Origin of the sequence: Parabacteroides sp. Y3-G-102, assembly GCF_023656845.1 — a bacterium.
GTDB classification, from domain to species: domain Bacteria; phylum Bacteroidota; class Bacteroidia; order Bacteroidales; family Tannerellaceae; genus Parabacteroides; species Parabacteroides distasonis.
This window is the reverse complement of record NZ_JAMOKU010000021.1, coordinates 26,135-48,676: the sequence shown is the minus strand read 5'-3', so window position 1 is coordinate 48,676 and position 22,542 is coordinate 26,135. Positions and strand designations below refer to the sequence as shown.

13 protein-coding genes, 1 pseudogene and 1 riboswitch are annotated in these 22,542 nt (G+C 46.6%); of the genes and pseudogenes, 11 read left to right on the top strand and 3 right to left on the bottom strand.

Features of this window, described 5'->3' with window-relative positions:
• Positions 1-1,104 (bottom strand): Gfo/Idh/MocA family protein, encoded by a 1,104-nt coding sequence (locus tag NBH16_RS12140; protein ID WP_048927263.1) that lies wholly within the window; start codon positions 1,102-1,104, stop codon positions 1-3.
• A gap of 108 nt (positions 1,105-1,212) precedes the next feature.
• Between NBH16_RS12140 and proS the strand changes: the two genes are divergently transcribed.
• Positions 1,213-2,694 carry a proline--tRNA ligase gene (proS, locus tag NBH16_RS12135; RefSeq protein WP_005862574.1) on the top strand — a complete coding sequence of 494 codons (1,482 nt, stop codon included), beginning with the start codon at positions 1,213-1,215 and terminating at the stop codon, positions 2,692-2,694.
• Between the two features lie 98 nt (positions 2,695-2,792).
• Here proS and NBH16_RS12130 read toward each other — a convergent pair whose 3' ends face one another.
• The gene (locus tag NBH16_RS12130) at positions 2,793-4,460 is read right to left on the bottom strand and encodes a formate--tetrahydrofolate ligase (protein WP_048927264.1); all 1,668 of its coding nucleotides are present in this window, start codon (positions 4,458-4,460) and stop codon (positions 2,793-2,795) included.
• Positions 4,461-4,853: 393 nt separating this feature from the next.
• Between NBH16_RS12130 and NBH16_RS12125 the strand changes: the two genes are divergently transcribed.
• On the top strand, positions 4,854-5,366 hold the full coding sequence (locus NBH16_RS12125; RefSeq protein WP_048927265.1) for a hypothetical protein: 513 nt from the start codon (positions 4,854-4,856) through the stop codon (positions 5,364-5,366).
• Between the two features lie 48 nt (positions 5,367-5,414).
• Here NBH16_RS12125 and NBH16_RS12120 read toward each other — a convergent pair whose 3' ends face one another.
• Complete coding sequence (locus tag NBH16_RS12120; protein WP_121962327.1) at positions 5,415-6,119, bottom strand: precorrin-2 C(20)-methyltransferase; 705 nt, start codon at positions 6,117-6,119, stop codon at positions 5,415-5,417.
• Between the two features lie 66 nt (positions 6,120-6,185).
• A riboswitch (cobalamin riboswitch) is annotated at positions 6,186-6,384 on the top strand.
• A gap of 63 nt (positions 6,385-6,447) precedes the next feature.
• Between NBH16_RS12120 and NBH16_RS12115 the strand changes: the two genes are divergently transcribed.
• From NBH16_RS12115 to NBH16_RS12080, 9 genes and pseudogenes are all read left to right on the top strand, one after another.
• On the top strand, positions 6,448-7,611 hold the full coding sequence (locus tag NBH16_RS12115; RefSeq protein ID WP_122380547.1) for an ABC transporter substrate-binding protein: 1,164 nt from the start codon (positions 6,448-6,450) through the stop codon (positions 7,609-7,611).
• A 9-nt stretch (positions 7,612-7,620) separates the two neighbouring features.
• The gene (locus NBH16_RS12110) at positions 7,621-8,658 is read left to right on the top strand and encodes an iron chelate uptake ABC transporter family permease subunit (protein WP_044546063.1); all 1,038 of its coding nucleotides are present in this window, start codon (positions 7,621-7,623) and stop codon (positions 8,656-8,658) included.
• A 1-nt stretch (position 8,659) separates the two neighbouring features.
• Entirely contained in the window at positions 8,660-9,673 is a 1,014-nt protein-coding gene (locus NBH16_RS12105; protein ID WP_008779842.1) for an ABC transporter ATP-binding protein, read from the top strand.
• 186 nt (positions 9,674-9,859) lie between these two features.
• Positions 9,860-9,958: pseudogene (locus NBH16_RS23555) on the top strand (AraC family transcriptional regulator); the annotation flags it as partial.
• A gap of 569 nt (positions 9,959-10,527) precedes the next feature.
• Entirely contained in the window at positions 10,528-12,915 is a 2,388-nt protein-coding gene (locus tag NBH16_RS12100; protein ID WP_250788652.1) for a DUF4906 domain-containing protein, read from the top strand.
• Positions 12,916-13,066: 151 nt separating this feature from the next.
• Positions 13,067-14,746: an AAA family ATPase gene (locus NBH16_RS12095; protein WP_250788651.1), complete on the top strand. Its 1,680-nt coding sequence runs from the start codon at positions 13,067-13,069 to the stop codon at positions 14,744-14,746.
• Between the two features lie 589 nt (positions 14,747-15,335).
• Positions 15,336-17,666, top strand: coding sequence for a DUF4906 domain-containing protein (locus tag NBH16_RS12090; RefSeq protein WP_250788649.1), 2,331 nt, complete (start codon positions 15,336-15,338; stop codon positions 17,664-17,666).
• Positions 17,667-17,809: 143 nt separating this feature from the next.
• The gene (locus NBH16_RS12085; protein WP_250788646.1) at positions 17,810-19,495 is read left to right on the top strand and encodes an AAA family ATPase; all 1,686 of its coding nucleotides are present in this window, start codon (positions 17,810-17,812) and stop codon (positions 19,493-19,495) included.
• Positions 19,496-20,087: 592 nt separating this feature from the next.
• The gene (locus NBH16_RS12080) at positions 20,088-22,487 is read left to right on the top strand and encodes a DUF4906 domain-containing protein (protein ID WP_416338891.1); all 2,400 of its coding nucleotides are present in this window, start codon (positions 20,088-20,090) and stop codon (positions 22,485-22,487) included.
• Positions 22,488-22,542 lie beyond the last annotated feature (55 nt).

Sequence of the window (22,542 nt, the reverse complement as noted above, 5' to 3'; positions counted from 1 at the left end):
TCAAAAGAGCTGGATAACCGCTTTAGATTTTGCGCTTTGAATGGCAGCGTCCAATATCCGCACTACCATTAGGTTATTCTCCAACGAGGAAAGGTCCGTGGGAGGTACGTCAATCTCTTTACGGACAGCGGCTTTCAAGAAATAAAAGGAATCATTATAAGGAGCGTTCAAGGAAGGTGCTATTTCTTGGCGCTCCTTTCCGTTGGTATAAATTCGCATTTCCTTAGGTGTATCTTGGTAGATATATCCTTTGTCGCCATAGATATGCATATCTTTTCTACCCATCGGCCAACACCATGATCCCATGATCTGGACGGTCGCGGAAGGATATTCCACGATAATAGTCGCGTCATCGTCTACCTTGGGATAAAGATTCGGTTTATTCTGCCGTAGTACGGCGTATACGCTAAGAGGCTTTTCATCTTTCATGAGACGGGTGGCTAAGTTGGCTCCGTAACATCCAAAATCGATAACCGCCCCGCCGCCATTCAGCACGGGGTCAGTTAACCAGTCCGTGAACTCTTTTCCGCAGTTGATCTCGAAGGGACCTTGATGCCCGTCGTATACGTTGATACGATCGATCTTCCCGATAGCACCGCTGTCGATAAGGCGGAATGCCTCATGGTTAGTATTATACCACGTAGTCTCGTAGTTGGTAAGCAACAAGATATTTTTCTCACGGGCGAGCGATGCCATTCGGGTAGCATGTTCGTTATTGACGGCCAATGGCTTTTCTACCATAACATGTATGCCTCTCGGTGCGCAAGCCTCTACCACACGAAGATGGTCGTGGATCGGCTCGTATACGATGACCGCCTCCGGATGGGTCTTATCCAGCATCTCGCCAAGGTCCGCATAGAATAGGTTAGGATCCAGCTTATCCCGCAGACCGTTATGTTCCCGTAAGTAATCATCTTTCTCGGCGACTCCTACAATCTTGAAATCGCCTCTATCCAAACGGCTTATCACCTCCCATAGATGTCCGTGGGATACCCCTGCCACGGCCAGTCGCAAAGGCTCTCCATCTTGCCCTTTCGCCGTGAGAGTTAAGAACGTAAATGTACATAACATAAGTAAGTAACGTGTGATCTTGTGTATATTCATGATATTATCTATATATAGTTTTTACAAAGATATACGATTATTTCTTACCTTTGCAACCCATTACTTATTCAGATTAAGGAAAACAGTATAATTTAGAAATATAAAGAAATGGCAAAAGAGCTGAAAGAACTTACACCGAGAAGTGTAAACTATTCGCAGTGGTACCAAGATTTGGTAATTAAGGCAGATTTGGCGGAGAATTCCGCCGTGCGTGGTTGTATGGTGATCAAGCCTTACGGATACGCTATCTGGGAGAAGATGCAACGTATCCTAGACGATATGTTCAAGGAAACCGGTCATGTGAACGCTTATTTCCCCTTGCTGATCCCGAAGTCTTTCTTAAGCAAAGAAGCTGAGCACGTAGAAGGGTTCGCCAAGGAGTGCGCCGTGGTTACTCACTATCGTTTGAAGACAAATCATGACGGTACGGGGGTTGTCGTAGATCCGGCAGCTAAACTGGAAGAGGAATTGATCATTCGCCCGACTTCGGAGACCATTATATGGAATACATACCGTAACTGGATTCAGTCTTACCGTGACCTGCCTATCTTGTGCAACCAATGGGCGAACGTGATGCGCTGGGAGATGCGTACTCGCTTGTTCCTTCGTACGGCTGAGTTCTTGTGGCAGGAAGGCCATACCGCTCACGCTACTCGTGAAGAAGCGGAGATAGAAGCTAAGAAGATGCAAGACGTTTATGCGAACTTCGCAGAGAATTATATGGCAATGCCGGTAATAAAGGGCGTGAAGTCTGAGAGCGAGCGTTTCGCCGGTGCTTTGGATACCTATACGATCGAGGCGATGATGCAGGATGGAAAAGCTTTGCAGGCGGGAACTTCCCATTTCTTGGGGCAGAACTTCGGTAAGGCTTTCGACGTTACTTTCATCGACAAGAACGGTAAGAGCGACTATGCTTGGGCTACTTCTTGGGGTGTTTCCACACGTTTGATCGGAGCGTTGATTATGTCTCACTCTGATGATAACGGTTTGGTATTGCCTCCACATTTGGCTCCGATACAGGTTGTGATCGTACCGATCTACCGTAGCGCTGAGCAATTGACGCAGATCAGCGAGAAGGTCGCTGGTATCGTGGCTAAATTGAAAGCGTTAGGCATTTCCGTGAAATATGATGACGCTGATAACAAGAAGCCGGGCTGGAAGTTCGCTGAGTACGAGTTAAAAGGTGTTCCCGTGCGTTTGGCTATGGGTGGTCGTGATTTGGAGAATAATACGATCGAAGTAATGCGCCGTGATACTTTGGAGAAGGAGACGATCACGTGTGATGGCATTGAGGAATACGTGAAGAATCTGTTGGAGGAAATCCAAGCGAATATCTTCAAGAAAGCGTACGATCACCGTGAGGCTAACATCATAAACGTAGATACGTATGAGGAATTTAAGGAGAAGATCGAGGATGGCGTCTTCATCATGGCCCACTGGGATGGAACCCCGGAAACAGAAGAATTGATCAAGAACGAGACGAAAGCTACGATCCGCTGTATTCCTTTAGCTGGTGATAAGACTCCGGGTAAGTGTATGGTGACAGGTAAACCGTCGGCTTGCCGGGTACTGTTCGCCAGAGCTTATTGATCGCCCCCCGGTTTCGGGGCGAGAGTGGTTATAAAAAAGGTACGCCTTACTGAATGTGTGAGGCGTACCTTTTTTTATTTAAATTGTTTTACTGTCTATTAACTCAATCCCTCAATCATGCCATCCACGATATCGATCTTTCGGGCTTGCGGCTCTTTAGGGAGCCCCGGCATACGCATGATCTCGCCCATGACGACAACGATCATCTCGGCTCCGTTATTGATGATTACATCTCGTACTTTTAGTTCGAAATCCTTGGCGACCCCATAAGCTTTCGGATCGGAAGAGAATGAATATTGAGTCTTGGCGATACAGATCGGATAATGGGAAATACCCAAGCTTTCGATCTGACGCAATTTTTTATCGGCCAAAGTCGTATAAACAATCGAAGAGGCTCCGTATATCTTCTGGGCCACTTTTTGTACCTTCGTACGGATCGGATCATTCAGATCATATGTATATTGTAAAGGAGCGGAAGGATGATTTTCGATCGTATCAACCACTAAGCGGGCAAGTTCCGTACCCCCTTCACCTCCTTCAGAGAAAACGTTATTCATGGCGAATCCAACCCCTTTTTCCTTGCAATGCTCAGCCACTAAAGCGATCTCCTCGTCCGTATCGGTAGCGAAACGGTTGAAAGTCACGATTACTTGCTGTCCGAAGCTCTTCATATTCTCAATGTGTTTATCTAAGTTAGTGAATCCGTTCTTTAATCCTTCGATATTCGGTTCCTTGATTTCTTTTTCAGGAACGCCACCATGAAGTTTTAAGCTCTGGGCAGTCGCTACGATGACTGTCAGTTTCGGTGAAAGCCCCGCTTTTCTACATTTGATATTAAAGAATTTCTCTGCGCCCAGATCAGCGCCGAAACCAGCCTCCGTAATCACATAATCTCCATAAGTAAGAGCCATTTGGGTGGCCAATATGGAATTACATCCATGGGCGATATTAGCGAAAGGACCTCCATGTACAAATGCGGGAGTATTCTCCGTTGTTTGTACTAGGTTCGGCAGTAATGCGTCTTTTAGCAATACGGTAATAGCTCCGGCTATGCCAAGATCATTTACCGTGAAAGGCTTATCTTCGTTTGTATAACCCAATAAAATATTTCCGACACGTCGTTTCAAATCCTCTATATCCGTAGCCAAGCAAAGGATCGCCATGATCTCTGAAGCGGGAGTGATGTCAAATCCGGTCTCGGTAGGGACACCGTTCGCCGAGCCGCCTAGACCCGATACGATGTTACGTAAGCTACGGTCGTTTACGTCAAGAACCCGTTTCCATTTGATCTCCTTTAACCCCTCGCAGGTGTTGCGAGTCTGATAAATATAGTTATCCAATAAAGCGGTAATCATATTGTGGGCGGAAGTAACCGCATGAAAATCCCCTGTAAAATGCAAGTTGATGTTTTCCATAGGAAGCACTTGGGCATATCCACCTCCGGCAGCACCACCTTTCATGCCGAAACACGGGCCAAGAGACGGCTCACGTAAAGCGACCACCGCTTTCTTCCCTATTTTATTCAGACCTAAAGCCAGACCGATCGAAACCGTAGTCTTTCCGATTCCCGCTTTAGTGGGAGTGATAGCGGTCACTAAAATTAAATTATGCTGGTCCATTTGCTTTTTATCGATCAAATGGATAGGAACCTTGGCAATATACCTGCCATAATTTTGTACTTCCTCACGAGGGATACCTAACGTTGTCGCAACTTCCTTAATTTTACGCAAGTCTGTTTCTCTTGCTATCTCAATGTCCGATTTCATGTGCTTTATGTAAGTTTATATAGTTTGAACAAAGTAAATCTAATTTATTATAATAACAAAATGATACGGAACAAGGTTTTCCCCCTTTATGGAATAATAAGATTGTGTTATTTTGATATTTTTGTGCGAAGATGGCGATGATCTTGCTTTTTGTGATAGCTGTTAGGCTTGAAATTAAACTTTTTGTAAAGTGAACTTTGCAAAAATCATACGTTTTGCTTGTCGCACTCTTAAAGAATTATAAAATAGTCTTTAAAATTATCCATCTATGATAATTTGATTAATTTTGTGGTGTCGCAACGATAAAAAGAAAGATAAAATGATTTGAGTGTGATAAATTGAAACAGATAAGAGATTAATAACATTAGCAATATAATATGTAAATTTAAGGTTATGTCAACAGTAAGATTTAGTCAGGTTACATTTGCTACTAAATCGTGGGTAGCAGAAGCATGGGAAAAGATGGTAGTGGAATTGTTTAGCGGCCGTGTCGTAGCGGAAGTCAAACAATTGGATGAAGTATGTGAATCAAAGTGGGAAGTAGAATTGAAGAAGCTTCAAAACGAGGTTCATTCTTTATGTCATCATGCGATCCATCAATTGCTCCCGATAGCCGGCTCTTATCAACAGGCATTACTGGATGACGTTGCCCAAGCCTATACGGTATACGCTCCGGAAGAAGCAGAGTCTATCTTCAACCGGGGAAACCAAGCGATCGAGGATATCAAAGGGCATGTATCGGGTATTCGCTACAACGCTTGTAAAATGCGTGAGGCGAACCGTAAAGTAAGCGAGTTGGAAGATATGCACGCAAAAGCGATCATGTACCATAATTCAGTGAAACCTTATATGGATACACTTCGTTTCCATATCGATCAGCTTAAGCATATATTGCATGTAGCGTAATAAGATGGGCTGTCCGGGTTTGGTTACTCTCCGGGCAGCCTTCTTCTTTTAGCGAGGTTGGATAATCAGTAGGGAGAAATAGGGGAAATCCTTGGAATGTATAGTGGCGATATCAGTAGTATAATATTCTTTTCCTGTTCCTACATTCTCGAAATAATGAAAAACCGCCTTATCCGCATACTGCCGGATACAAGTATGAATAGCCTCTTGGCAACCCGGTAATTTCATGATGACGATGATCATTCCATTTTCTATTTTTGCCGAAAGTTCATCGAACGACGCAGTCCCGGGGATTACATTAATTTGCTCCTCTTGTTTTACGATATGTATCCCGGCCAAGGCACCTGCCGCTATAAATGCCGGAATTCCTGCGATTCGATCTACCGGGATTCCTGCTTCCTCGAATTTATCGTATACATATTGTATAGATGAATAAAAACCAGCGTCTCCCTCGGCGACGATCACGATTTGTTTTCCTTTCAAATATTCAGCTTGGGCATCCAGAAACAATTCGTTATAAGCGTTTAACGCATCTGTCCGTTCCTTACTCATTGGCAAAATAAACGGATGGATCAAGGATTCGTCTACCTCAATAGCTTTCAATATATCCGTCGCCCGAGATATGATTCCATGCTTGCCTTGTGTAGCAGGACAATAGATAATATCAGCCTTTTGTAATGTTTTAAGCCCTTTCAGCGTAATTAATTCCGGATCACCGGGACCTAATGAGACGAAGTGAATAGGATGATTCATGTGTATCTGTTTTTATTTGAAACGCAAAAGTCCTTAAAATTGCGGATGTATACAAATATTCTTACTACTTTTGTCGCTGTAACAGGCTCCGCTTATCTCTTTTTCCGGGAGGCGGATTAAAAGGGAACCGGGTGAGAATCCCGGACAGACCACGCTGCTGTGAACTTCTAAACATTCGGACAATACCTTGGCCACTGGTTTCGTAATCGGGAAGGCGTCCAGAATGGAAGTAAGTCAGAAGACCTGCCGGTTCATAAATAAATGTTGCTGTCCCGTGGAGCAGGACGAGAGTAACTGTCAATGATCAACTGTCAATTAAACAAGGATTATGAATAAGTTTATAGCGGGTGGATGCTTGCTTTTATCGGTATTGACTTTATCATGTACTTCAGGTATCCGTGAAAAAGGAGAAATAGGGAAGACGGCTTCCGTAGAGCAATCCGCATTCTCGCAAGAGCAGGTTAAGCCTTTATACGCCCAAGGATTCAAGCTTACCTATGCGGATCAATATGTCTTGGCTGATATTCAAGATCCTCAAAACGAGGAAAGCACCACGTTTCATTATGCGTTCGTAAAAAGAGGTTCGAAACCCACGGGGATTCCCGTTGATTATACGATGATAGAGCTTCCCATCCGAAGCGTTATCTGTATGACTTCCCTGCAATTATCGAATTTTATTAAATTGGGTGCTTTGGATAAGGTCGTTGGGATTACCAGTACACGGCATTTGTTCAATAAAGAGATGAACGAACGCCTGAAAGAAGGTAAAACCGCAAAGATCGGTATAGAGGGAAATTTCGATAACGAGGTTATCATGAGTATGAATCCTGATTTGATCCTTGTATCGCCATTCAAGCGGGGAGGCTATGAGACGCTGAAAGACGTGGGTATCCCCTTGATTCCCCATTTGGGTTATAAGGAGACTACGCCATTGGGACAAGCTGAATGGATCAAGTTCATAGGCTTGTTGTTAGGGGTAGAGAAAGAGGGCAATGAGCGTTTTGCCGCCATTGAGAAGAGGTATAATGAATTAAAGGAACTTACGGCGGATGGCAAGGTTAAAAAACGTCCGATCGTTTTTAGTGGCGAGTTACGGGGTGGAAACTGGTATGCCGTAGGAGGAAAGAGTTTCTTGGCACAGCTTTTCAAGGATGCCGGCGCTGATTATTTCTTGAAAGACGATGAGCGATCCGGTGGTGTTACATTAGACTTCGAGACGGTCTATAACCAAGCGGACGATGCTGATTACTGGCGTATCGTGAATAGTTTCCCGGGAACGTTTAGCTATGAGGCATTGAAAGAGCAAGATCCTCGTTATGCGGATTTCCGTGCGTTCCGGGAGAAAGGGATTATCTATTGTAATATGAAGAACACGCCGTTTTATGAGAGTATGCCGACAGAACCGGAGATCGTCCTAGCGGATTTGCTTCATATCTTTCATCCGGATTTATTACCGGATCATGAGCCGGTCTATTATTCTCGACTTAAATAAGGAACACTGATGAGACATTCAAATACCCTATGGATGCTGGCGATTGTCACGGCTATTTTTGTTCTAATCTTTTTGAATTTGGTGTTGGGGTCAGTCTCTATTCCTCTTCAATCGGTTTGGCATATTATCTGGAATTCAGGAAATGAGCCTATTACATGGCAGAATATTATCTGGAAATCCCGACTACCACAGGCATTGACAGCGTTGGTAGCGGGAGCAGGCTTATCCATCAGCGGCTTACAGATGCAAACCGTTTTCCGTAATCCATTGGCCGGACCTTCGGTCTTAGGTATCAGTTCGGGAGCGAGCATGGGTGTCGCTTTTGTGGTGTTGTTAAGCGGTAGTTTAGGGGGCGTTGCCTTGAGTAAACTTGGTTTTATGGGGGAGATCGCCTTATCGATAGCGGCCGTGATCGGTTCCTTATCCGTGATGGCGCTGATCGTGTATGTTTCCCAAAAGGTAAAAGGAAATGTCACGTTGTTGATTATCGGTGTGATGATCGGTTACGTGGCAAACGCCGTGATCGGTGTACTTAAATTCTTTAGCGTCGAGGAGGATATCCGTGCATACGTGATTTGGGGATTGGGTAGTTTCGCCCGTGTTTCCGGTAATCAGATGACGTTGTTCGTGATTCTTATGACAATCTTGATCCCTCTCTCGTTCCTGCTTATCAAGACCATGAACTTGATGCTTCTTGGGGATAGCTACGCACGCAATTTGGGACTTAATATCAAGCGGGCCCGTTTGTTGGTTATCACCTCGGCCGGGGTCCTTACGGCGATTGTCACGGCTTATTGCGGACCTATTATCTTCTTGGGGCTAGCCGTTCCGCATTTATGCCGGGCCATATTTCAAACTTCCGACCATCGGATTTTAATGCCTGCGGTCTTATTCGCAGGTGCGGCGTTGGCGTTGATCTGTAATTTGATCGCCCGTATGCCGGGGTTCGAGGGAGCGTTACCTGTCAACTCGGTAACCGCTTTAGTAGGTGCTCCTGTAGTGGCTTCGGTATTATTTAGAAAACGAAAGAATGAATTGAACGAGTAAGATGAAACAAGATACGATTCATATTAACGGACTTTCGATCGGTTACCATTCTAAGAGTAGTACAAAGCTGGTAGCTAAAGGTATACACTCTACGATCTATAGTGGTGAATTAACCTGTTTGCTGGGTGCTAACGGGGTGGGGAAGTCTACTTTATTGCGCACGTTATCGGCTTTCCAACCTAAATTAGATGGGGAAATATTGGTCCTAGGAAAAGATATAGATGCTTATTCCGATAAGGAATTGAGCACCACGATCGGTGTCGTGCTGACCGATAAATGTGAGATCCGGAATATGTTGGTACGGGAATTGGTCGGGATGGGACGTAGCCCGTATACCGGCTTCTGGGGCAAGTTGAGCAAGGATGATAAGCGGATCGTGGAAGAATCCATCGCCCTTGTCCGCATTGAGGAACTAGCATCCCGCATGGTCCATACCTTATCGGATGGAGAACGCCAGAAAGTGATGATCGCTAAGGCGCTCGCTCAGGAGACTCCGGTTATTTACTTGGATGAACCTACCGCATTCCTTGATTTTCCCAGCAAGGTAGAGATTATGCAATTACTCCATCATCTAACCCGGAAAACGAATAAGACGATATTTATGTCCACTCACGATTTGGAGCTGGCTCTCCAGATATCGGATAAGATCTGGTTAATGGACAAAGCGAATGGTATCTCTACCGGTACCCCCGAGGATTTGGCATTGAGTGGTCATCTAAGCAATTTCTTCGCCCGGAAAGGGATTGTTTTCGATAAGGATACCGGATTATTCCGTATAGATAATCAATTCTCCCGACAGATCCGCCTCGTTGGACATGGCCAGAAATACGCTATGGTGCGTAAAGCGCTCCAGCGAAACGGAATTTTGGCGAATCGGGAAGTGGAATCGAATATCTGGATTGAGACTGGCGATTTAAAGACCACCCACTTTATCATCCATGAGACTTCCGGCGGTACCTATATCACCCAAACGATAGAAGAATTACTTGCCTATTTTGATACTGAAAAATCATAACTATGAAATTTTCAATTCATAACTATGTTTTTCTTCATTCATAGTTATGAATTTTTTCCATTCAAATCCATTGTTTTAAAGTAAGCTAGCTTCGTCGGCTTTCCTGTAATTGCTTGAAAGATACATACAACTTTAATTCCACCATTCCTGTCACTTCTACGGCTGTGTGGAGTACAGGTGTTGTATAAGCATACGAAATCACTGATTACAGACAATATAAAACTCCTACTTGATTATTGTGAGCGGTTCTATGACCGTCAATTCGAAACGCGGGAGAATGTGAATCAATTCAACGTCATGTAACAATATGAAGTTTGCATGTATGGATCTTTACACGGTTCTTCCGTCGGGAATCGTGCTAGCTCGTGCGTGCCTTTCCGGACAGTAAGTCCTAAATGTTAAATGAGTAGTGAGATGTAAAGAGACAAACGGTAAAAAAAACGATAATGTAAAATGAATCGAAAAATAGAAGTGATTGAGAATAAAGAAGTAGGGAGAAAAAAAATGTCTCTTTCTTACGTAGAAAGAGACAACTTTCAGAATGACGGATAAATATCCGTTTTCGGGTGTAAAAGTAGCTCAAATTGCTGATAAAGGCAAGGAGAGTGCTTAAATCTTTTATCAAAATTTAAAAAGACAAACAATAGTGAGCCGTCGAGCGTGACGTGCCTTGTCCTATTAACATTTCCAAGGGATTGAAAAACAGCGGATAAAGAGCGATTTCTCTTTATTGTCTCTTTCTACGTAAGAAAGAGACAGCGTGTTTGAAGCAAAAAAATGTGAAATGTAGTAGTGAAAAAGCACGTGCAGGTATGGAGGTCATAGGAATAAAATTACAAAAAGCAGTATTGATCATGATGTCAATAGTATGGATGTTAGGAATGTCAAGTTGCGAGGATCGTCTCGATACGCCCCGTCCATCTACGGGTGGAGGCAAGACGGTGGAGGTATCCTTATGCGTGGGTATCGCCGACGAGGTGGATGCCGGCTCTTTGGAGGCTGGACCACCCACGACTAAGGTCATAGGGAGCGGTGGAAAGGCAGGCTTCGACGTGCGGTTGGTACCCGCCAGCCGTACCAAGGCTGGGGGAGACGATGCTTTGGCTACCGTCAAGCCGGATAAACTTTACGGCTTGGAGGTCTGGCAATATGATACGAACGGTAATTTCAAGTCGGGGAAAGGGCTAAGCATTGGAGATGTAGAGATCGGTTCCTCATTCACGGTAACCTTGGATGCCTTGACCGATTGCCAATTGGTGATAATCGCCCGAGGCAAAAAAAATTCCACCTACACAGTCGGATCCCTTAGCGGGAAAAGTCTTTCCGAGGTACAGGGCACGACTGCCACCGCTTCCGCTATCGAGGGCATAACCGCCAGTGCCTACGAAACGGATAAGTCTGTAATCAACGCTATGCCATACATCTTGCACCTTCCGAAAGTGAAGGTCGTGAACGACGGCGGTGCTTACAAGATTCAAAGTCCTGACGGTACGGATATCCGTATCCTCCTTCGCCGGTTAGCTACCCGGTTGACACTGAATTGGAAGAATTTCCCTCAGAAAACCGGCTATGAGTTAGAGCAAGTCTTGCTCCAATCCATTCCCGTGGAGTATAAGTTGTTGAGACCAGAGAATACGGATACCTATCCCTCTCTATTGGATCAATACGCCACTATACAAGTAGAGAACGTATCGGACGAAGGGCGTTATTCCTGCTGGATCCCTTCCTTGGTACGTGGGGAGAGCACGGCCGCCACCTCCGATTATTATCGTACGAAAGCAAACGCCCCCAAGGGTAGCGCTTACGCCACGTTCATCTCCCGTTTCGTAACGGGAGGCGGTGGCGATAGCCAAAAGAAACTAAAGTACCGGGTCTATCTGGGTGGTAGTGTGAGCAAGGAATTCAACTTACTCGATAATACGAACTATATATATAATGTAACGATGTCGCATACTAAGCTCCCTGTGGACGACCGACGCGTCACGATCATCGACCCGATCCCAGCCTCTAGCAATAATGACAATCTGGTGCCTACGGCCAACTGTTTCATGGTGGTACCGGGTGGGGCTTTTTGCTTCAATCCCTATAAATATACGGTGAATGGTGTAACCGTAGATAATACCGTGATGCAGGGGACGGATTGGTGCGATGTCAGTGGCGAGATGATCTCGACTCCCATCAAATCAGTGAAGGTACTCTGGCAAACCTTGGAGGATGGTGATCTTGGCGATCCGGTACTTGGAGTCGTGAATAGTAGCGAAGACCATACGAATATCGTAGAGCTAAGGAACGGCTCCAGTCTCACGGATGCCCGTATCTATTGCCGTGTGGCCCCGAACACGAGCGGGGGCAGCGGAGTAATCGCCGCTTACGATGATGAGAACGGGACGGGTAATATCCTTTGGAGCTGGCATGTTTGGGTAACAGACTACGCTCCGTCTGCCATAGGGACGGAGACCGTATTGGAAAAGAATAAGAGAAAGTTCGTCCTAACGAATGGCACTACCACTACGCAGCCTCTCATGGATCGTAGCCTGGGGGCTTACGAAGGCTATGTGCAAGTTCCCGGAACTACTTTAGAGATGTCCCGTGTCGGTGGTTTTTACTATCAGCATGGGCGTAAAGACCCGCTTCCCGGCGCTTATACATCAGAACAATTACCTAATAAATATACCTTCACGTTAAATGCGGTGACACCTCCGAAGAACTGTCTGAACCGGTATTTACCGGATGGTTTTAACTGGCTGATACCGGAAATGAAGTCGAGAACTTCACTTCGTAACGCATATAAAAATCCACAGTTCCAAATTGCTGGAGCGAGTGGACAAGGTTGGTGCTCGGACGCAGCCCAGCCAGCTTGGGGTAGCACGAAAACAGTACACGATCCTTGTCCTGCAGGTTGGAGAGTACCTAGTAAGGCTGAACTTGAACCATTGACGGCACTTAATACGAGTATTCCTTCATCTGCGGTGAAGGAGGGAGGACTCCTTTTACGATACGATGCGGATCAGTCCCATCTGACATATATTCGATTTACGGGCTATCCCCCAATGCCTACGCAATTGAATGACGTAGGATTTTCCGGATACATGGGTACTTTTGATAGATCTGGTGGATCAAGACAAGTATTTACCGTGAGTCGGGACGGTGGAATTATTGAAAGTCAGGCCGGTATTTGTTTCACGGCAAAACAAGTGTACGACGCTCATTCGATCCGCTGCATACAAGAACGGACGGATTGATACGACGAACCATAAAGGCTCCCCCACGTGCCTTGCCGCAAACGCTGGGGGAAACGTTCTTTGACATGATGAGATTAATAAGGAAAAGTGATAATCGCTGTTATCATATAAATTGTTATATTTGTATTCACTACTCAAAATAGTGATACTTATGGAAACGAGAAGACTACCGATCGGCATCAGCGATTACAAGAAAATGATAGATGAGGGCTATTATTATGTGGATAAGACCGATTTTATCCGTCAAATAATAGAAGAAGGCGCTTTGATCACGCTTCTTCCCCGTCCGCGTCGCTTCGGCAAGACGCTGAACCTTTCGATGCTGCGGTACTTCTTCGAGAAGACGGATGGTAACGTGTTCCGTCCGTTGTTCGACGGCAAGCGTATCCGGGAGTGGAAGGATTTCGATAAGCATCAAGGTCAATACCCTGTGATCATGTTAACGTTGAAGGACTGCAAGGCGGATACGTTCGAGGACACGTTGGTCAGAATAGGCTATGAGTTGAAAAACGAGTTTACTCGCCATGCTTACTTGCTCGATTCTCCTAAGATGCGGCCTAATTACTTGGATGACTTTATGGCACTTTATGAGGGCAAGGCTTCCCGGGGACAATTAGAGGGTTCGATCCGCTTGCTATCCGAACTGTTGACGCTCCATTGGGGCATGCCCCCTCTGGTATTGCTCGATGAGTATGACACCCCCATTCATGTGGCTTTCGACAAGGGCTTTTATGATCGGATGATCGTCTTCATGCGTAATTTGATGTCAATGGTTTTCAAGGATAATACGTCCATCTTCCGGGGGGTGATCACGGGTATCCTCCGTGTAAGCAAGGAGTCGATCTTTAGCGGGCTGAACAATATCGACGTGGATACCTTGCTGGATCGTCCGATGAGTACGGCGTTTGGCTTCACGCAAGTGGATGTCGACACGCTGCTCGACTCATACTCGTTGGGTGATCAGAAGTCAGAGGTCAAGCACTGGTATAACGGTTACTTGTTCGGGAATGAGGTGGTCTATAATCCATGGTCTGTATTGAACTATATAAATAAAGGTGGTGTCTTTGCCCCTTACTGGGTGAATACGGGCTCAGACGTGTTGCTTCGTCATTTGATAGCGGAGGGCCCCTCCCAAGTACGGAAGGGAATCGAGACGCTTGTCCAAGGCGGTAGCCTGTGTAGCGCGATTAACGACAAGCTGGCTTTCCCGGACCTGTTGTCTAGCGCTTCGAACATCTGGTCTTTCATGCTGTTCAGCGGCTATTTGAAAGCGTCGGAGGGGAGAATGACCCTGGATCACTTGATGTCGTACACCTTGGGGGTGCCGAACACGGAGGTTTCCACGGTTTTTTCTACGATCATCCGGGGTTGGATCAACGACGGCCCGGTGAAGAACGACCGCTTGGAGATGATGCTGCAGGCTTTGGACGAGAACGATATCGAGGCGTTCGAGGAGATCTTGAATGAGTTCGTTGTAAATACGCTCTCCTATTACGACACGAACGGCCGTGATCCGGAGAAGGTCTACCAAGCTTTCTTGTTGGGAATGCTGGTAAGTCACGGCTCGTATAAGGTGAGCAGCAACCGTGAGTCCGGTTTAGGCAGATATGACATCTTGATGTGCCCTGTTGACGTTAGCCGCCGTGGATATATCATGGAGCTGAAACGCCTTCGAATGAGCAGCACGGTCGAGACGACGTTGGATACGGCTTTGCAGCAAATAAAAGACAAGCGATACGCCGCCACGCTCCATGCGGCCGGTGTGCGTGATATTCTGGAGATGGCCATCACCTTCGATGGCAAGCGTGTGTGGGTGAAGACCTCCGAGTAAAATAACACTCCTTATCCTTATTAATCCCGTCATGCGATGATATAATTGTTGTCGCATGCGTGAAGTTACACGGTACCCCCGTCGGGTATCGTGCGGTTTCGTGCGTGCCTTTCCGGACAGTAAGTCCGAAATGTTAAATGAGTAGTGATTTGTAAAGAGACAAAAAGCGAAATGAAAGAAAATGGAAAAGAGGAAGGAAAATGGAAGATATTGAGAATGAATGGATGAGAGAAAAAAAGTTGTCTCTTTCTTACGCAGAAAGAGACAACTTTCAGAATGACGGGTAAATATCCGTTTTCGGGTGTAAAAGTAGCTCAAATTGCCGATAAAGGCAAGGAGAGTGCTTAAATCTTTTGTCAAAATTAAAAAAGACAAACAATAGCGAGCCGTCAAGCGTGGCGTGCCTTGTCCTATTAACATTTCCAATGGTTTGAAAAACAGCGGATAGGAGCGTTTATCCTCCTGTTGTCTCTTTCTGCGTAAGAAAGAGACAGGTACTTTCAAGTAAAAAAATGTGAAATGTAGTAGTGAAAAAGCACGTGCAGGTATGGAGGTCATAGGAATAAAATTACAAAAAGCAGTATTGATCATGCTGTCAATAGTATCAATGTCAGGAGTGTCAAGTTGTGAGGATCGTCTCGATTCACCCCGCCCGTCTACGGGTGGAGGCAAGGCGGTAGAGGTATCCTTATGCGTGGGACTCGCCGATGAGGAAGACGCGGTTGGTGGGACCAAAGCGATCACGGTTCCGGATGATCCGTTGGCTACTGCCAGACCAGATAAGTTATATGGCTTGGAAATTTGGCAATATGACCGGAGTGGTAGCTTTGTGGCGGGAAAAGGAGCAAGTCTTGGGGATGTGGCTATCGGTTCTTCTTTCAGTGTAACCTTAACAACCATGGACGATTGCCAATTATTGATCATAGCACGTGGTTATGGTAGTTCTAATTATACGGTTGGCTCCTTAAAGGATAAAAGTCTTTCCTCCGTTCAAGGTACGACAGCGCCTGCCTCCACGATTGAAGGAATAACAACGGAAGGCGGCGTTAATGCGATGCCCTATATTCTTCATTTACCTTATGTGAACGTAACGGAAGATGGCCGGATTGAGAGTCCCGAGGGCTCGGATATTCGTATCCTCTTGCGCCGCTTGGCTACCCGGCTTACGGTGGCATGGGAGAATCTACCCGATAATACCGGTTACGATTTGAGACAGGTCATGCTTCAAAGTATTCCCGTAGAGTATAAATTATTACCGGACAATAAGGACTCATACCCATCCCCATTAGACCAGTATAGGACGATACAGGTATCAAATGTGACAAACAAGGGCCAATACACCTGTTGGGCCCCGGCGGTGGTACGTGAGGAGAGTGCGAACGCTACCTCCGACTATTACCGTACGAAAGCGAACGCCCCCAAAGGAAGCGCCTATGCGACTTTTATCTCCCAGCATAAGACCGATAATAAAAAGAAACTGAACTATCGGGTCTATTTGGGGGGTAACTCCAGTAAGGATTTTAGTTTACGTGATAATACGAACTATATATATAAGGTAACGATGGATCATACATCACTTCCGGTAGACGATAAACGTATCACGATAATCGACCCAATCTTGGCATCAGAGAATAACAACAACCTAGTCCCGACGGCGAACTGCTTCATGGTTGTCCCGGGTGGTGCCTTCTGCTTCAATCCCTATACCTATTATGTTAATGGCGTTTCTAAGGATAATACGCTATTACGAGGTTGGTGCGGTCTTTCCGGTTCTACGCTCTCTTCCCCGATAAAGTCCGTGAAAGTATTGTGGCAGACCTTGGAGGATGGTGACTTGGGAGACCCAGTTTTAGGTGTCGTGACTAAATATGCCCCGCAAACCACGGAAGACGACCATACGAATATCGTGGAACTAAAGAATGGTGAAAGTTTGACTGACGCCCGTATCTATTGTCGTGTCGCCACGAATACGGTGGGAGGTAGCGGTATGATAGCCGCTTACGATGGTGATAACGGGACGGGCAATATCCTTTGGAGCTGGCATATCTGGGTAACGGATTATAGTCCTTCCGCTACGGCGAACGAATCCGTGGATGATGAGAATAAGCGAGTCCAGAAATACACTTATGGAAATAAAACACAATATCCTATGATGGATAGAAATTTAGGTGCGATGGCTGGTTATACGATCGCTCCTTCTGACAAATTGGAGCGTTCCAAGACAAATGGTTTTCATTATCAATGGGGAAGGAAGGACCCGTTTCCGAGTACCTATTCCTCAAAATCTCCGACATCTATCGTGGTTAATAGCGGTCAACTTACTCCGGGTATGTTGAATCTATATCAGCCGGATGGTGTCTCTTACTTTATCAGAAAGAATGTGACCAGTCTATATACTATTTTGCAAGCTTTTCAAAACCCGACTGTAATTGCTGCATCAGGGGCCACTTGGTCTAATCAATGCACGGGGGATCTATGGAACGATTCTCAAGACAACAAAACAGTATACGATCCATGTCCGGCAGGTTGGCGTGTGGCTAGTAAGGTTAATTATCTGCCTTTTTTTACGAATTCATCTTATACGGAATCTAATGATGATGTCCAAGCAATGAATTTGGCTAATTCTTCTAGTTTGGAAAGGGATGGAGGCGCTGTCTTATACTTTGAGGATCAATCTTCCGGTGGTAGTACTTATATTCGTTTTACAGGATATCAGGAGTATGCGAATGCTTTCAATTACATCAATGGAATGGGTAATTTATGGTGTAGAGAGGGTAAAGCAGGGGATGTGGGGCATAAGTACGCTTTTTCGATTGTTTTACCCGGTAAAGTAGGTTTTGCGAACAAGGGATTGCGTTGTATCTCGGGTGAATGGACTCCTCGTGACGCGCATCCGCTCCGATGTATTCAAGATCGATAAGATCATAAGGCTTCCCCTCGTGCCTTACCGCAAACGCTAGGGGAAACGTTCTTTGACATGATGAGATTAATAAGGAAAAGTGATAATCGCTGTTGTCATATAAATTGTTATATTTGTATTCACAACTCAAAATAGTGATACTTATGGAAACGAGAAGAATACCGATCGGCATCAGCGATTACAAGAAAATGATAGATGAGGGCTATTATTATGTGGATAAGACCGATTTTATCCGTCAGATAATAGAAGAAGGCGCTTTGATCACGCTTCTTCCCCGTCCGCGTCGCTTCGGCAAGACGCTGAACCTTTCGATGCTGCGGTACTTCTTCGAGAAGACGGATGGTAACGTGTTCCGCCCGTTGTTCGACGGCAAGCGTATCCGGGAGTGGAAGGGTTTTGACAGGCATCAAGGTCAATACCCTGTGATCATGTTGACGTTGAAGGACTGCAAGGCGGATACGTTCGAGGACACGTTGGTCAGAATAGGCTATGAGTTGAAAAACGAGTTTACTCGCCATGCTTACTTGCTCGATTCTCCTAAGATGCGGCCTAATTACTTGGATGACTTTATGGCACTTTATGAGGGCAAGGCTTCCCGGGGACAATTAGAGGGTTCGATCCGCTTGCTATCCGAACTGTTGACGCTCCATTGGGGCATGCCCCCTCTGGTATTGCTCGATGAGTATGATACTCCGATCCATGTGGCTTTCGACAAGGGCTTTTATGATCGGATGATCGTCTTCATGCGCAACTTCATGTCGATGGTTTTCAAGGACAATACGTCTATCTTCCGGGGGGTGATCACGGGTATCCTCCGTGTAAGCAAGGAGTCGATCTTTAGCGGGCTGAACAATATCGACGTGGATACCTTGCTGGATCGTCCGATGTGTACGGCGTTTGGCTTCACGCAAGTGGATGTCGACACGCTGCTCGACTCATACTCGTTGGGTGATCAGAAGTCAGAGGTCAAGCACTGGTATAACGGTTACCTGTTCGGGAATGAGGTGGTCTATAATCCATGGTCTGTATTGAACTATATAAATAAAGGTGGTGTCTTTGCCCCTTACTGGGTGAACACGGGCTCAGACGTGTTGCTTCGTCATTTGATAGCTGAGGGCCCCTCCCAAGTACGGAAGGGGATCGAGACGCTTGTCCAAGGCGGTAGCCTGTGTAGCGTGATCAACGACAAGCTGGCTTTCCCGGACTTGTTGTCTAGCGCGCCCAACATCTGGTCTTTCATGCTGTTCAGCGGCTATCTGAAAGCGTCGGACGGTACGATGACCCCGGATCACTTGATGTCGTACACCTTGGGGGTGCCGAACACGGAGGTTTCCACGGTTTTTTCTACGATCATCCGGGGCTGGATCAACGACGGCCCGGTGAAGAACGACCGCTTGGAGATGATGCTGCAGGCTTTGGACGAGAACGAGATGAATATCTTCCAGCGGCTATTGAATGACTTCGTCGTGAATACGCTCTCGTATTACGACACGAACGGCCGTGAGCCGGAAAAGGTCTATCAGGCGTTCTTGTTGGGAATGCTGGTAAGTCACGGCGCGTACGAGGTGAGCAGTAACCGTGAGTCGGGTTTGGGCCGTTACGACATCCTTCTTCGTCCCCGTGACCTTGGTGGCAGGGGGTTTATCATGGAGTTGAAAGTGTACGACCCCATGTTTGACGAGTCCGTGGACAAGGTCCTTGATTCCGCCTTGGCGCAGATCGAGAAGAAGCAATACGCCGCTACGCTCCATGCGGCTGGGGTGCGAGACATCCTCAAAATGGCGATCACGTTCGATGGCAAACGTGTGTGGGTGAAGACCTCCGAATAAAATAACAATTCTTATCCTTATTAATCCCGTTATGCGATGATATGATTGTTGTCGCATGCGTGAAGTTACACGGTACCCCCGTCGGGTATCGTGCGGTTTCGTGCGTGCCTTTCCGGACAGTAAGTCCGAAATGTTAAATGAGTAGTGATTTGTAAAGAGACAAAAAGCGAAATGAAAGAAAATGGAAAAGAGGAATGAAAATGGAAGATATTGAGAATGAAGGGATGAGAGAAAAAAAGTTGTCTCTTTCTTACGCAGAAAGAGACAACTTTCAGAATGACGGATAAATATCCGTTTTCGGGTGTAAAAGTAGCTCAAATTGCTGATAAAGGCAAGGTGAGTGCTTAAATCTTTTGTCAAAATTAAAAAAGACAAACAATAGCGAGCCGTCAAGCGTGACGTGCCTTGTCCTATTAACATTTCCAAGGGCTTGAAAAACAGCGGATAGGAGCGTTTATCCTCCTGTTGTCTCTTTCTGCGTAAGAAAGAGACAGCGTGATTCAAGTAAAAAAATGTAAAATGTAGTAGTGAAAAAGCACGTGCAGGTATGGAGGAAATAGGTGTAAAATTACAAAAAGCAGTATTGATCATGATGTCAATAGTATCGATGTTAGGAATGTCAAGTTGTGAGAATCGTCTCGATTCACCCTGCCCATCTACGGGTGAGGGCAAGGCGGTGGAGGTATCGCTCTGCGTGGGTATCGCCGACGAGGTGGATGCCGTATCGCTTGCCGGCGGCACGTCCGGTACGAAAGCGGGGGAGGGCGTTGGTTCCGGCTCCGGTCTCAATGTGCGGCTGCAATCCTCTGCCAAGACCAAGGCTGCCGTAGAAGACCCGTTGGCCACCGCCAAGCCGGATAAGCTTTACGGCTTGGAGATCTGGCAATACGATGCGGGCGGTAATTTTAAAACCGGCAAAGGAGTGAGTTATACGAGCGCCGTTGAGATTGGTTCCTCCTTCACGGTCACGCTGGAGGCTTTGGACAATTGCCAGCTGGTGATAATCGCCCGGGGATATAACGGTTCCGCCTACACGGTGGGTTCCCTTAGTGGGAAAAGCTTTTCCGCCGTGCAAAGCACGACAGCCACGTCATCCATGATCGAGGGGATCAAGAATGAGGGGGATATAAAGGCCATGCCCTATATCCTTCACCTGCCTAAGGTGAACGTAACCTCGGCAGGCGAGATCCAAAGCCCTGACGGTACGGATGTCCGCATCCTCCTGCGCCGCTTGGCTACCCGCCTGACGCTGTCTTGGAAAAACGAATCGGAGAAAACCGGCTATACTCTAGAGCAAGTCCTGCTGCAATCCATCCCCGTAGACTACAGGTTGTTGAAACCCGTCAATGACGATACCTACCCGTCCCTGTTGGATCAATATACCACCATACAGGTGGCAAGCGTCTCGGACGAGGGAAGCTATACCTGCTGGGTTCCCTCCGTCGTACGCGGGGAGAGCGCCTACGCCTCCTCCGCTTATTACCGCACGAAGGCGAACGCCCCGAAGGGCAGCGCCTACGCTACCTTCATCTCCCGCCACAAGAGCGACGGCGGCAACGAAACGGATAGCCGGAAGAAACTGAACTACCGCGTCTATCTGGGTGGCAGCACCAGCAAGGAGTTCGACTTATACGATAACACGAACTATATATATAATGTAGAGATGTCGCACAATACGCTTCCAGTTGACGACCGTCGCATAACCATCATCGACCCAATCCCTGCCTCGCAGAACAACAACAACATAGTCCCCACGGCGAACTGCTTTATGGTAAAACCGGGTGGAGCGTTCTGCTTCAACCCATACAACTACACCATAAAGGGAGTAGCCGGAGGCAATACGATATTGCGAGACTGGTGCGGCCTTTCAGGCACTACCTTCTCCACTCCGATAAAATCCGTGAAAGTATTGTGGCAGACGCTGGAGGATGGCGACTTGGGCGACCCCGCACTGGGAGTCGTTAACAAATACGCCCCGCAGGTACCGGCCGAAGATGACCACACGAACATAGTGGAGCTAAAGAACGGCGACAGCCTCACGGATGCCCGTATCTACTGCCGTGTCGCTCCGAACACCACGGGAGGCAGTGGCCTTATCGCCGCCTACGATGGCGAGAACGGAACGGGCAATATTCTTTGGAGCTGGCATGTGTGGGTAACGGATTATAGTCCCTCGGCGACAACCGACGCTACCATTCTCTCGCCGGACAACCAGCGCATCTTGAAATTGCAGAACGGGGCGACCTCATATAAGCCCATCATGGATCGTTGCCTAGGCGCCTACGATGGCTATGTGTCCGTCCCCTCCGATATCCTCGATATGTCGCGTGCCAACGGTTTTCATTACCAGAGGGCACGTAAAGACCCTTTCCCCGGAAGCTATACGGCGGAAAAAATAGCGAATCAATATAAATTCACCATCAATGCCGCCCTACCTCCCAAGCATTGCCTGAACAGGTATAAGGCGGACGGAATCACATGGGTGATGCCGACAGGTCTTAATTTCAGCTCGGTTCATCATGCCTATCAGCATCCCGAGGCTTTTGGGCAGCCCCAAAATCAAGAATGGTCATCCAATCCCAGTTCGGATGCGAACGGCAGGCCCACTTGGAGTGACAGCAAAACCGTGCATGATCCATGTCCTGCCGGTTGGCGGGTTCCGACACAGAATGAACTTCAAGTACTAATAAGCCGTAATTCCTCTGACTGGAATACGATACTATCTAATTCTGAAAAAAATGGTGGAGTCCTTTTGAAATACGATAATACGGCAAACGGCACGTACCTGCGATTCTCCGGTTATCCGGCGGATTTGACTACATTAAATAATGTGGGATACACGACTTTCTTGGCTATTACAGCCTCCAATGTCAGAGCGAGTAACGTATTTATCGCCAGTCGTAGCGGTGGGATCGTAGAAGGGGGAGGAGGACTTAAGTTCGCCGGCAAAGATAACCGTGATGCCCAAAACATCCGCTGTATCCAAGAATAAGATCATGACATAACATCTAATTAAACGGATTACTAACAATTAAAAACAAACCAAT

Excerpts from the sequence above, each read along its gene's own strand:
- NBH16_RS12120 (WP_121962327.1), bottom strand. The coding sequence starts at position 6,119 with ATGAATCATCCTATTCACTTCGTCTCATTAGGTCCCGGTGATCCGGAA.
- NBH16_RS12110 (WP_044546063.1), top strand. The coding sequence starts at position 7,621 with ATGAGACATTCAAATACCCTATGGATGCTGGCGATTGTCACGGCTATT.
- NBH16_RS12130 (WP_048927264.1), bottom strand. The coding sequence starts at position 4,460 with ATGAAATCGGACATTGAGATAGCAAGAGAAACAGACTTGCGTAAAATT.
- NBH16_RS12095 (WP_250788651.1), top strand. The coding sequence starts at position 13,067 with ATGGAAACGAGAAGACTACCGATCGGCATCAGCGATTACAAGAAAATG.
- NBH16_RS12105 (WP_008779842.1), top strand. The coding sequence starts at position 8,660 with ATGAAACAAGATACGATTCATATTAACGGACTTTCGATCGGTTACCAT.
- NBH16_RS12085 (WP_250788646.1), top strand. The coding sequence starts at position 17,810 with ATGGAAACGAGAAGAATACCGATCGGCATCAGCGATTACAAGAAAATG.
- NBH16_RS12140 (WP_048927263.1), bottom strand. The coding sequence starts at position 1,104 with ATGAATATACACAAGATCACACGTTACTTACTTATGTTATGTACATTT.
- NBH16_RS12080 (WP_416338891.1), top strand. The coding sequence starts at position 20,088 with ATGTCAATAGTATCGATGTTAGGAATGTCAAGTTGTGAGAATCGTCTC.
- NBH16_RS12090 (WP_250788649.1), top strand. The coding sequence starts at position 15,336 with ATGCTGTCAATAGTATCAATGTCAGGAGTGTCAAGTTGTGAGGATCGT.
- proS (WP_005862574.1), top strand. The coding sequence starts at position 1,213 with ATGGCAAAAGAGCTGAAAGAACTTACACCGAGAAGTGTAAACTATTCG.
- NBH16_RS12125 (WP_048927265.1), top strand. The coding sequence starts at position 4,854 with ATGTCAACAGTAAGATTTAGTCAGGTTACATTTGCTACTAAATCGTGG.
- NBH16_RS12115 (WP_122380547.1), top strand. The coding sequence starts at position 6,448 with ATGAATAAGTTTATAGCGGGTGGATGCTTGCTTTTATCGGTATTGACT.
- NBH16_RS12100 (WP_250788652.1), top strand. The coding sequence starts at position 10,528 with ATGATGTCAATAGTATGGATGTTAGGAATGTCAAGTTGCGAGGATCGT.